At 65.1% G+C, this 12,258-nt stretch carries 10 protein-coding genes; 8 read left to right on the top strand and 2 right to left on the bottom strand.

Annotation, left to right across the window (positions count from 1 at the left end):
- Positions 1-9 precede the first annotated feature (9 nt).
- The 4 genes from lnt to Q8R73_RS24650 all read left to right on the top strand — a co-directional run bounded on the left by lnt (position 10) and on the right by Q8R73_RS24650 (position 4,254).
- Complete coding sequence (gene lnt / locus Q8R73_RS24665) at positions 10-1,647, top strand: apolipoprotein N-acyltransferase (protein WP_371126168.1); 1,638 nt, start codon at positions 10-12, stop codon at positions 1,645-1,647.
- Between the two features lie 230 nt (positions 1,648-1,877).
- Positions 1,878-2,294, top strand: a complete 417-nt coding sequence (locus Q8R73_RS24660) for a helix-turn-helix domain-containing protein (protein ID WP_305722154.1) — start codon at positions 1,878-1,880, stop codon at positions 2,292-2,294.
- Positions 2,295-2,383: 89 nt separating this feature from the next.
- On the top strand, positions 2,384-3,514 hold the full coding sequence (locus Q8R73_RS24655; protein WP_305722153.1) for a M20 family metallopeptidase: 1,131 nt from the start codon (positions 2,384-2,386) through the stop codon (positions 3,512-3,514).
- Positions 3,511-4,254 (top strand): tRNA (guanine(46)-N(7))-methyltransferase TrmB, encoded by a 744-nt coding sequence (locus tag Q8R73_RS24650; protein WP_305722152.1) that lies wholly within the window; start codon positions 3,511-3,513, stop codon positions 4,252-4,254. Before Q8R73_RS24655 ends, Q8R73_RS24650 begins: the two co-directional genes overlap by 4 nt.
- Positions 4,255-4,342: 88 nt before the next feature.
- Here the strand turns inward: Q8R73_RS24650 and Q8R73_RS24645 are convergent, their stop codons facing one another.
- Positions 4,343-5,185 carry a phytanoyl-CoA dioxygenase family protein gene (locus Q8R73_RS24645; RefSeq protein WP_305722151.1) on the bottom strand — a complete coding sequence of 281 codons (843 nt, stop codon included), beginning with the start codon at positions 5,183-5,185 and terminating at the stop codon, positions 4,343-4,345.
- A gap of 192 nt (positions 5,186-5,377) precedes the next feature.
- On the bottom strand, positions 5,378-6,460 hold the full coding sequence (locus Q8R73_RS24640; RefSeq protein WP_305722150.1) for a DUF2336 domain-containing protein: 1,083 nt from the start codon (positions 6,458-6,460) through the stop codon (positions 5,378-5,380).
- Positions 6,461-6,797: 337 nt separating this feature from the next.
- Here Q8R73_RS24640 and rimP point away from each other — a divergent pair, with 337 nt between their 5' ends.
- From rimP to infB, 4 genes are all read left to right on the top strand, one after another.
- Complete coding sequence (gene rimP / locus Q8R73_RS24635; RefSeq protein WP_305722149.1) at positions 6,798-7,568, top strand: ribosome maturation factor RimP; 771 nt, start codon at positions 6,798-6,800, stop codon at positions 7,566-7,568.
- A gap of 3 nt (positions 7,569-7,571) precedes the next feature.
- Positions 7,572-9,185, top strand: a complete 1,614-nt coding sequence (gene nusA, locus Q8R73_RS24630; protein ID WP_305722148.1) for a transcription termination factor NusA — start codon at positions 7,572-7,574, stop codon at positions 9,183-9,185.
- 75 nt (positions 9,186-9,260) lie between these two features.
- The gene (locus Q8R73_RS24625; protein WP_305722147.1) at positions 9,261-10,028 is read left to right on the top strand and encodes an RNA-binding protein; all 768 of its coding nucleotides are present in this window, start codon (positions 9,261-9,263) and stop codon (positions 10,026-10,028) included.
- A gap of 9 nt (positions 10,029-10,037) precedes the next feature.
- On the top strand, positions 10,038-12,258 hold a 2,221-nt coding region (gene infB, locus Q8R73_RS24620; protein ID WP_305722146.1), incomplete at its 3' end, for a translation initiation factor IF-2.

Here is a 12,258-nt window from a genome sequence, read left to right as displayed (position 1 = left end):
CAGTCCGCGATCCGGCGACGGAGCCGGGTCGCAGTGATCGCAGCAGACAAATTCCGCGGCGCTGTTCTGGCGATCATTCTGGCATGGGGCTGGAAGCGCGCCGCCATCGCGCGGGTCGCGGGCGCGCTGTCGGCGCTGGCGATGGCGCCGTTCAATGCATGGCCGGTGCTGTTTCTGACCTTTCCGGTGATGGTCTGGCTGATCGACGGCGCCGGCGCCGGACGCTGGCGCGGCGTGCCGGCGGCCGCGATGACGGGCTGGTGGTTCGGCCTCGGCTATTTCGTGCCGGGCCTGTACTGGATCGGCAACGCGTTCCTGGTCGATGCGCCGACCTTCGCCTGGCTGCTGCCGTTCGCCGTGCTGGGCCTGCCCGCCTATCTTGCGCTGTTCACCGCGCTCGGCTTCGGGCTGGCACGGCTGATCTGGACACGGGAGGTCACACGGGTGATCGCGCTCGCGGTGGGCCTGACGTTCAGCGAATGGCTGCGTGGTCAGGCACTCACCGGCTTTCCCTGGAATGCGTTCGGCTATGCGCTGACCGAGCCGCTGGCGCTGGCGCAGACGGCGTCGGTGATCGGCCTCTGGGGCCTGACATTTCTGAGCGTCGCGATCTTCGCGAGCCCCGCGACATTGATCGATGGCAGCACCCGCGGGCGGCGACCGTGGATCGCGCCGGTCATGGCGCTGGCGCTGCTGATCGCGATGGGGATCTTCGGCGGTGTGCGTCTGGCGCTGCAGCCGACCGCCCTCGTCGCCAAGGTCAAGCTGCGGATCATGCAGCCCAACCTGCAGCAGGACGTCAAATTCAATTACGGCGCCAAGGCGGAAGTGATGCGGAAATATCTTTCGCTGTCCGACCGCGCGTCCGGGCCGCAATCCACCGGCGTGAGCGATGCCAACATCCTGATCTGGCCGGAATCGGCATTTCCGTTTTTCCTGACGCGCGAAGCCGATGCGATGGCGCAGATCGCCGAGCTGCTGCCCAGGGGCACCATCCTGATCACGGGCTCGGTGCGGGCGCCCGATCTGCCGCCCGGCGTCCGGGCGACCCGCGCCTATAATTCGATCTACGTCATCGATCATGACGGCAGCGTGCTGTCGGTTTACGACAAGGTGCATCTGGTGCCGTTCGGCGAATATCTGCCGTTCCAGGACTGGATGGAAAAGCTCGGCTTCGAACAACTCACCCGGGTGAGGGGCGGATTCATTGCTGGCGCGCGGCGTCGCCCGATGGATCTGCCGAACGCGCCGCGCATGCTACCGCTGATTTGTTATGAAACGATATTTCCCGGCGACGTTGCGTCACGCGACGATCGTCCGGGCTGGATGATCAACCTGACCAATGACGGCTGGTTCGGAAATTCGACCGGTCCCTATCAGCATCTGCAGCAGGCGCGCATTCGCGCGATCGAACAGGGATTGCCGATGGTTCGAGCCGCAAACACCGGCATTTCCGCGGTCATCGATCCCGTGGGGCGGATTGTCGCGCGGCTCGGTCTCGGCATCGAGGGCGTGCTGGATGCCAATCTGCCGACCGCCATCGCGCCGACGATCTACACGCGCCTTGGCGATATTCCCGCAGCGGTCATGGTCGCCGCCGGCTTGCTGTTGGTGCTTCGCCGCCGTGTCGCAAGGCGCGCTTCCTGACTCATGCGTCTGGGTGCGTGGTTTCGGTTGCAGAAATATCGTCGAGTGGAAATCCAGTTGACAGACCGACCATGCAATTCGCATTCTGCAGCCGCTCATCGAGAGCGAGTCAGTTTGTTGCTCAAAATTTCCGCATTCGTGCCGAAGCTACCGAGCAGGATTTTGACGGTGCTGGCGCCTGAGGCCTAACTTCACTGCCTCGTCAGGCGTAATCCCAAGGAGTGCTGGAAATGTCGACCAAAGCGCCCAACCCTGTTGACAGATATGTCGGCAGTCGAGTGCGCATGCGCCGCATCATGCTCGGCATGAGCCAGGAAAAGCTTGGCGAAGCATTGGGCCTCACATTCCAGCAGGTGCAGAAATACGAAAAAGGCACCAACCGGGTGGGGGCAAGCCGCATTCAGCAGATTTCAGAAATACTTCAGGTGCCGGTTTCGTTCCTGTTCGAGGGAGGTCCCAGCGGCACCGCCAGCCCGGGCGGCCTGGTCGAAGGCAGTTCGCCGGCCTACGTCTCCGATTTCCTGGCGACCTCGGAGGGCCTGGCATTGACCCGTGCGTTCACGCGGATCGGCGACGCCAAGCTTCGGCGCAGCATCGTCGAACTGGTCGAGCAGATCGCCACGCGGGAAGCCCCCGACAAGCGCTGAACGCTGATCGTTTTGGTTTGAGCGACGTCGCAAACTGCAATATGCCGTCATCCCGGAATGACGACAGTTGAATTCATGTAGGCGACACCATGCCGGCCACAGCCGATCCTTTCGATTCCAGGGCGATTCTCGACGGCATCCGCCGCTGGGTCGAGATTGAGACCCCGACCGAAGCACCCGAGCAGGTCAACAGGCTCGCGACCATGGTCGCGGACGGCTACCGCGAATTGCCGGTCTCGATCGAGCGGATCGCGGGACATTCCGGCTGCGGCGATCATCTGGTGGTGCGTTCGTCTTGGGGCCAGCAGGAGCCGGGAATCCTGGTGCTGAGCCATCTCGATACGGTCCATCCGATCGGTTTCATCGAGCGTCTGCCGTTCCGGGTCGAGGGCGACGTCGCCTTCGGTCCCGGCATCTATGACATGAAGGGCGGCGCGTACCTCGCCTATCACGCGTTCAGGCAGCTCTGCGCCGGCGGCGGGCGGTCGCCGCTGGGCGTGACCCAGCTTTATGTTTCCGACGAGGAGATCGGCAGTCCGACCTCGCGCGCGCTGATCGAGGCCGAGGGGCGCAAGGCCAAATATGTGCTGGTGACCGAGCCTGCCCGCGACGGCGGCAAGATCGTCACCGGGCGCAAGGGCGTCGCGCGGTTCGATGTCGCCATCAAGGGCGTTCCGGCCCATGCCGGGACCCGGCCCGAGGACGGCCGCAGCGCGATCCGCGAACTCGCCAATGTGATCCTGACCCTGGACGCCATGAACGACCTGAAACGCGGCATCAGCGTCAATGTCGGCGTCGTCAGGGGCGGCACCAGGCCGAACGTCATTGCCGAAGAAGCCCATGCCGAAGTCGATCTTCGGGTGCCGACGACTGCGGATGCCGATGATCTGGTCGCCCGAATCCTGAACCTGAAATCGCGTACCGACGGCGTCAGCGTCAAGGTGACAGGCGAATTGAACCGGCCGCCTTACGAGAAGGGCAATGCCGGCGCCGCGCTTTACGAACACGCCAGGGAGATCGCCGCGGAAATCGGCTTCGATCTGGTCGACACCTTTACCGGCGGCGGCTCCGACGGCAACTTCACCGCGCCGCATACCGCGACGCTCGACGGCCTCGGCGTCGATGGCCAGGGCGCGCATACCCATTACGAGCAGATGTACATTTCGTCGATCGAGCCCAGGGCACGGCTGTTGTATCGCCTGTACCAGACGCTGCGATGAACATCGCACCCCGCGATCCCGATGACAGCGACCCCTCGCCCGACGATGACGTGACCGCGCACCGGCACGGCTCGTTCTTCGGACGGCGCAAGGGCCACAAACTGCGCTCGCACCAAGCCGATTTGGTCGCGCAATTGCTGCCGCGCCTTGCGCTCGACATCGCCGCGCCGACCCCGCACGGCCTCGCCGGGCTGTTCGATCCCGAAGTCGACCATGTCAGGCTCGAGATCGGGTTCGGCGGCGGCGAGCACCTGATCGCCGAGGCGCTGGCCTTTCCCACGACCGGCTTCATCGGCTGCGAGCCCTATGTCAACGGCATGGCGAAGATCCTGACGCAGATCGAGGCCAACAACATCGGCAACATCAGGCTGTTCGCCGGCGACGCCGCCGACCTGGTGGCCTGGGCGCCGGCGCAGTCGCTCGCCCGCATAGACCTGATCCATCCCGATCCGTGGCCGAAGCGGCGGCACTGGAAGCGGCGCTTCGTGCAGGATGCCACCGTCGCCGCGATGGCGCGCGTGCTCGAACCCGACGGCGAATTTCGCTTCGTCTGCGACATCGACGACTACGTCGCCTGGACGCTGGCGCATCTGTTGCGCTCGCCCGACTTTGTCTGGCTGGCGGAGCGCGCCGATGATTGGCGCCGGCCGTGGCCCGGCTACACCATGACGCGTTACGGCCGCAAGGCCGAGCGCGAAGGTCGCCGGGCGGCGTATTTGAGATTCCGCAGGACGGGGTAACCCAACCCGTCATTCCCGCGCGCGCGTTAGCGCGAACCCGGAATCTCGAGATTCCGGGTTCGATGCTTCGCATCGCCCCGGAATGACATCACGACTTCGCCACCTCGCGCGCCTTGCGGATGTCGGTCGCTTCCCACACCATGCGCTTGCCGCGCTCGCGGCCCAGCAGTTCGATCGGGTCGTGATTGTCGATGTGTCCGAACTGGCCCTTGTAGACGCTGTAACCGCACAATTCCTGCAGGCGGCGCGGAAACCGGCGGGCGATCTCCTGGGAAATGCCGAGCTGCAGGTTTTCCTGCTGCCGCATCCAGCCCCAGCAATAAGCGCAAGAGAATGCGAATCGCCTGGCGTCGCTGGCGTTGGCGCCGCCGCCATGCCACAGCGCGCTGTCGAACAGCATCACGCTGCCGGCCGGCATGGTCGCGGTGACGGCGTCGTAGTCCCTGCCGTATTCCGGCGAGGTTGGATATTTGTGGCTGCCCGGAATGATTCGGGTGGCGCCGTTGTCGGCGGTGAAATCCGACAGCGCCCAGATCGCGTTGAGCGTGATCGGGATGTGCGGACGCGGCAGCGGAATCAACTGCGTATCCTCGTGGATCGGCTGCGCCTCCTGGCCGGGCCCGAGCACCAGCGAACAGAACGACGACAGCAGGCATTCCCTGTCCAGCACGCGCTCCACCACCGGCAGCACGTTCTCGTGCAGCGGCACTTCCCAGAAGACGTCGTCATAGGTCAGGAGATTGTTGATGCGGACCGTCTTGAAACCTTCGAACGAGGTCCGGGCCGGGCCGAGATTGTGCTCGCGCTCGATTCGCTGCAGCGCCTGTTTCAATGCCTCGACCAGATCGGGGCCGGCGGCGCGCTCGATCACGGTGTACCCGTCGTCGCGGATCTTGTCGGCATGCGTTTGAATTTCGGCATCATCGAGCATTCGTTTCTCCCAATGGCGCTGTGCCGCGCCTGGCGGCAGCATAGCGCGGCCATTCGGGAGAGGAAAAGTGCTTCTGAAGCGACGAGGGCATTCGGAGTTCGTCATTCCGGGATGGTGCGCTGGCACCAGACCCGGAATCTCGAGATTCCGGGCTCGATGCTGACGCATCGCTCCGGAATGACGGATTAGGCTTCACGCCACCTGGCGGGCCTGCCAGAACGTCACCACCCGCTCGGCCGTGGAAGGCATCAGCCGGGCGAAATTGACCCGCGCGCTCTCGATGTCCGCCGGCGACGGCACCCGGTTCTGGCCGAGCCGCAGCAGGATCAGCGCGCGCACGGTCGCCCATTCGAGGCCGAGCACCTTGCCGACGATCAGGATCGGATCGTGGCGGTCGCCGGCGATCAGGCGGTCGAGGGTGGCGAGTTTCACCGCCGCCATGGCCGACAGCGTCGCAACCGATTCCTCGTATTTGTGGGCCTTGGCAAAGCCGAGTAATGCGGCTTCGTTCAATTCGCCTGCATTATGCAGCGCGAGCACGGTGCGTTGCGCCGGCGCGAAGTCGCGGCGGCTCTCGGCCTGCCCCGGCCCGCTGGATATTTCACCCATCGCCGCCTGGATGTCGGCCTGCCGCTCGGGCCTGACCACTTCGAACAGGCGGCGGCGAACCACCTCCACCGATCCCGCCAGCAGTTCCTTCAAATGCGGCCCCGAAAGATCGGCGCGCTGGCCGACCGCGAGCGTCAGCACGGCGTCCTGGCCGGCGCGCTTGATCAGGCCGGAATATCCCGCATGCGAGAACAGCGCGCCCGCATTGCCGGCCGCGCGACGCACCACCTCGCGATCGCCGCGGCGGACCATGACATCGGTGAGATCGGGAGAAAGCGTCGGCCGCTCCGACATCGCCAGCAAATGGCCCTGACCCTTGCTGCGGGCGATTTCAACCAGCACCTGTTCGTCGATGACGGGAGATCGCCGCAGCAGCGGACCTGCGATCGCGATCTCGTCTTCGCGCGCGAGCTGTCCGACCAGCCCGCGCGGCGCGTTGGCGAGGATCGACAGGCGCTCCGCCAGGTCGGCGCGCGCGCCGATTTCGACGTGCGGAACGAGACCGGTCAGAATGCCGTCGAACAGATCGATATGGTCGGCCCGGAAATTCGCGGCGCCCTGCAGATACAGTTCGGCGATCCGCCGCGCGGCTTCGGCGCGGCGCTTGGGATCGCCATTTCTGACGATCTCATCAAGGCCGGGGATCAGCGATGTGGCGGCACTCATCCTGAACACACTCAAACGCGCCGCAGTGGCGGATATTTCGGCACGTTAGGTGGCGTTGATGAAGGAAGGGTTAGGTTGAAACCGGCCGGAAAGGCCGCAAAATCACGGGTTCACAGCTTCGCGGGCCTTGCCGTCACAGCAGGAAACCGCTATATCAGCCGCGACTTATCGTTCTCATGCGATCGCGTATTGAGAGTGGGCCCCTCGGGACCCGCTCTTTTTTATTACCTGAACGAGCCGGACGCAAAGCGCGGCGCCGGGTTCCATCGGGACGACGGCCGGACCGCGCTTAAGTCCGGCTAACCCACTGCAAGTTAGACCAAATTTGACCCTTGATATGACCGACCCAACTGCTGGTTCCGTGGACTTCGATCTGCTTGCCGAGCCACGCCTCGTGGTCGAGCCGGGCGTCGCGGCGCGGGTGTCGGCGGTGGCCGGTCCGGTGCTGCAGGGGATGGGCTACAGACTGGTGCGGATCAGGGTTTCCGGCGAATTCGGCTGCACCGTCCAGATCATGGCGGAACGGCCGGACGGAACCATGCTGATCGACGATTGCGAGGCGATCTCAAAGGCGCTGTCGCCGGTGCTGGATGTCGCGGACCCGATCGAGAAGGCCTATCGGCTGGAGATTTCCTCACCCGGGATCGATCGGCCGCTGGTGCGCCGCTCCGATTTCGAACGCTATGCCGGCCATCTCGTGAAGATCGACATGGCGGTCGCGCATCAGGGCCGCAAGCGGTTTCGCGGCATGCTCGGCGGCGTCGAGGGCGATGCCGTGCATTTGCGTCGCGACGACGTTCGCGGCGACGAGGATCCCGAGGTCCTGCTGGTTATGGAGGACATCGCCGACGCGCGGCTGGTGCTGACCGACGAGCTGGTCGCAGAGTCGATGCGACGCGGCAAGCTGGCCGAGCGCGAGTTGAAGCAGAATCTCGGAATCAAGCCGCCGCCGCCCCCCCACGCGAAAAAGAGCGACCCGACGAAGAGCAATGCGCCGAAGCCGAAATTGAAGCCGGCGAAGAAGCCCGCCCCGAAAAACACCAAGGAACACCGCCTCGCCGCAGAGAGACTGCGACGGGGCGAAATCGATCCCATCGAAGGAGACTGAGCCATGGCAGCTGTCAGCGCCAATAAACTCGAATTGCTGCAGATCGCGGACGCGGTGGCGCGGGAAAAATCGATCGACCGCTCGATCGTGATCGCGGCAATGGAAGACGCCATCGCCAAAGCGGCGCGGGCCCGCTACGGCAGCGAGACCGACGTCCATGCCGAGATCGACGCCAAGAAGGGCGAACTCCGGCTGTCGCGCCACATGCTGGTGGTCGACCAGGTCGAGAACTCGTCGAACCAGATTTCATTGATCGACGCGCAGCGTGCCAATCCTGGCGCCCAGGTCGGCGACACCATCGCCGACACCCTGCCGCCGCTGGAATATGGCCGCATCGCCGCGCAGTCCGCCAAGCAGGTGATCGTGCAGAAGGTGCGCGAGGCCGAGCGTGACCGGCAGTACCAGGAATTCAAGGACCGCATCGGCGATATCGTCAACGGCATCGTCAAGCGCGTCGAATATGGCAGCGTCATCGTCGATCTCGGCCGCGGCGAAGCCATTATCCGCCGCGACGAGATGCTGCCGCGCGAGGTGTTCCGCAACGGCGACCGCGTTCGCGCCTATATTTTCGACGTGCGCCGCGAGACCCGCGGACCGCAGATTTTCCTGTCCCGCACCCATCCCCAGTTCATGGCGAAACTGTTCGCGCAGGAAGTGCCCGAAATCTATGACGGCATCGTCGAGATCAAGGCGGTCGCCCGCGATCCCGGGTCGCGCGCGAAAATCGGCGTGATTTCAAGGGATTCCTCGGTCGATCCGGTCGGCGCCTGCGTCGGCATGCGCGGCTCGCGGGTGCAGGCGGTGGTCAACGAATTGCAGGGCGAGAAGATCGACATCATCCCGTGGTCGCCCGACATCGCGACGTTCGTCGTCAACGCGCTGGCGCCCGCCGAAGTCGCCAAGGTCGTGATCGACGAGGACCGCGAGCGCATCGAGGTCGTGGTTCCCGACACCAACAACCAGTTGTCGCTGGCGATCGGCCGGCGCGGACAGAACGTTCGTCTCGCCTCACAGCTGACCGGCTGGGACATCGACATCCTGACCGAACAGGAAGAATCCGAGCGCCGCCAGGCCGATTTCGAGAACTCCACGCGGGTGTTCATGGAAGCGCTCAATGTCGACGAAGTGGTCGGCCAATTGCTGGCGTCCGAAGGCTTCACCTCGGTGGAGGAACTGGCGCTGGTCGACGTCAAGGAACTGGCCGGCATCGAGGGCTTCGACGACGAAACCGCCAACGAGCTGCAGAGCCGGGCCCGCGAATATCTGGAAACGCTCGAAAGCGAGCTCGAAAACAAACGTAAGGAACTCGGTGTGGATGACGCTCTGAAGACGGTGCCCGGCGTGACTTCGAAGATGCTGGTGAAGTTCGGCGAAAACGAGATCAAGACGATCGAGGACCTCGCCGGTTGCGCCACCGACGATCTGGTGGGCTGGACCGAACGCAAGGAAGGCGGCGAGCCGACCAAGCATCCCGGCATTCTCGACGCCAACGAAATCTCGCGCGACGACGCCGAAAACATGATCATGCAGGCGCGCGTCATCGCCGGCTGGATCACCGAGGCCGATCTCGTGAAGAAGACCGACGAGGCCGAAGCCACCGAAGACCAGCCGGTTTGATGCGCCGTTCCTTCGAAATTGGCTACCGGTTCTGCGCGACCGTAACGCGCAGATGACAGGAGAGATGTCGAACGCATGCTTGCACTCGCCGACCCCGATCTCGACAACGGACCGCGGACCAACAGGTCCGCGACGATGCGGATGTGCGCGGTCACGCGGTCGGTGCGACCGATCGACGAACTGATCCGGTTCGTCGTCGCCCCCGGCGGCGATGTGATCCCGGATCTGAAGCGCAAGCTTCCCGGCCGGGGCCTGTGGGTGTCGGCATCCCGGCAGGCGGTCGCGGAAGCCGTGCGGCGTAACCACTTCGCCAAGGGCTTCAAGCGCGAGGTCCGTGCCGCCGCCACGCTGCCCTCGGATACCGAAGCCCTGCTGGTGCGCAGCGCCAGCGAGGCGCTGGCCATGGCCGCCAAGGCCGGCCAGGTGGTGTCCGGCTTCAGCAAGGTCGAGGGCGCCCTCAAGGCAGGGCAGGCGGAGACCCTGATCCATGCCTCGGACGGCGCCGCGGACGGAATCCGCAAATTGGACGCCCTCGTCAGGCAAAATGCCGGAATCGGTGATGAATCGCCCGAATTTCCCATCGTCACGGCGCTGACGTCCGAACAATTGGATTTGGCACTGGGGCGGTCAAATGTGATACATGCTGCCGTGCTCGCGGGCCCGGCGAGCAAGACGTTCCTGTCGCGCAGCCAGCTCCTGGTCCGATACCGGATGGCGGATGACGACAAGACTTCCGGCGATGCGGCCAGAAACTCGTCGAACAAGAACTCGACTGACAAGAATTTGTCGAACAAGAACTTGCCTGAACAGACTGTGCGGACACGCACAACAGAACAAGATTAGGACTGCTGAATGGTTGATACGAAAACGCCTGGCGACAAGACACTGAGTGTTCCGACCAAGACCTTGACGCTGAAGCCCCGCGTCGAGACGGGCACCGTGCGCCAGAGCTTCAGCCACGGCCGGACCAAGCAGGTCGTGGTCGAGAAGCGTGGCAAGCGCCGCATCGGTGGCGACGGGCCAGCTGAAGCGCCGCACGCGCCGGAACCGGTCGTTGCCAAGGCCGCGCCGCCGAGGCCGGCGCCGATGTCGCGTCCCGCCCCGACATCCGCGCCGCGCGGCGGTTCGGGCGTGGTTCTGCGTACCCTGACCGAGGACGAGCGTTCCGCGCGCGCCAGCGCGCTTGCCGACGCCAAGGTCCGCGATATCGAGGAGCGCCGGCTGGCCGAAGAGGAAGCCAGGCGCCGCAACTCCAAGGAAGGCATCGAGCAGGCCGAACGCGAGGCCGCCGAAGCCCGCCGCAAGGCCGAGGAAGAACGCCACCGCCTGGACGAGGAAGCCAAGCGCAAGGCGGAACTCGAAGCCAAGAAGCGTTTCGGCGAAGCCGAGGCCAAGACCGCCGCCGCGGCCAAGGCCGCCGCGGCACCCCCCGCGCGCGCCCCCGGCGTCGCCGCCGAGGCCACCGACGAGGATGAAGGTCCGCGACAGATCCGTCGCGGCCCGGGCGGCGCCGTGCGCCCCGCCGTGCCGCCGAAGACCACCGCCAAGCCGGCGCCGCAGAAGCAGCGCGGCCGCCTCACGCTGGTCACGGCGCTGACCGCCGACGACGTGCGCGAGCGTTCGATCGCCTCGTTCCGCCGCCGTACCCAGCGCCTCAAGGGACACCAGTCCAACGAGCCGAAGGAAAAGCTGATCCGCGAAGTGGTGATTCCGGAAGCCATCAACATCCAGGAACTCGCCAACCGCATGTCGGAGCGCGCGGTCGACGTCATCCGCCGGCTGATGAAGCAGGGCGCGATGCACCAGATCACCGACGTGATCGATGCCGACACCGCGCAGCTGATCGCCGAGGAACTCGGCCACACCGTCAAGCGCGTCGCCGCCTCCGACGTCGAGGAAGGCCTGTTCGACATCGTCGGCGATTCCGCCGACACCGAGCCGCGTTCGCCCGTCGTCACCGTGATGGGCCACGTCGACCACGGCAAGACCTCGCTGCTCGACGCGCTGCGCCACGCCAACGTGGTTTCCGGTGAAGCCGGCGGCATCACCCAGCACATCGGCGCCTATCAGGTGACCTCGCCGGAAAGCGGCAAGAAGATCACCTTCATCGATACCCCGGGCCACGCCGCATTCACCGCGATGCGGGCGCGCGGCGCCAAGGTCACCGACATCGTGATCCTGGTGGTCGCGGCCGATGACGGCGTGATGCCGCAGACCATCGAGGCGATCAATCACGCCAAGGCGGCCAAGGTGCCGATGATCATCGCGATCAACAAGATCGACAAGCCCGACGCCAAGCCGGAGCGGGTGCGCACCGAGCTGCTGCAGTATGAAGTGCAGGTCGAATCGATGGGTGGCGACGTGGTCGACGTCGAGGTTTCCGCCAAGAACAAGACTAACCTCGACAAGCTTCTGGAAATGGTGGCGCTGCAGGCCGATCTGCTCGACCTCAAGACCAATGTCGACCGTCCGGCCGAAGGCACCGTGATCGAAGCCAAGCTCGATCGCGGCCGTGGTCCGGTCGCCACCGTGCTGGTACAGCGCGGCACCCTCAAGGTCGGCGACATCATCGTCGCCGGCGCCGAAATGGGCCGTGTCCGCGCGCTGATCAACGACCAGGGCGTCACCATCGACGAAGCCGGACCGTCGGTTCCGGTGGAAGTGCTCGGGTTCAACGGCCCGCCGGAAGCCGGCGATCGCCTTGCCGTGGTCGAGAACGAAGCCCGCGCCCGCCAGGTCACCAGCTACCGCGCCCATCAGAAGCGCGAGAACGCGGCTGCCTCGATCTCCGGCATGCGCGGCTCGCTCGAACAGATGATGTCGCAGCTCAAGACCACGGGCCGCAAGGACTTCCCGCTGATCATCAAGGCCGACGTACAGGGCTCGCTGGAAGCGATTTTGGGCTCGCTCGACAAGCTCGGCACCGAAGAAGTCATGGCGCGCATCCTGCACGCGGGTGTCGGCGGCATCTCGGAATCCGACGTGACGCTGGCGGAAGGCTTCAATGCCGCCATCATCGGCTTCAACGTCCGCGCCCACAAGGAAGCGGCTGCCGCTGCCAAGCGCAACGGCA

Source organism: Bradyrhizobium sp. (assembly GCF_030697065.1).
Lineage (GTDB): Bacteria > Pseudomonadota > Alphaproteobacteria > Rhizobiales > Xanthobacteraceae > Bradyrhizobium.
Note: the sequence above shows the minus strand (reverse complement) of the source record. Positions and strands in the feature narration are given on the sequence as shown.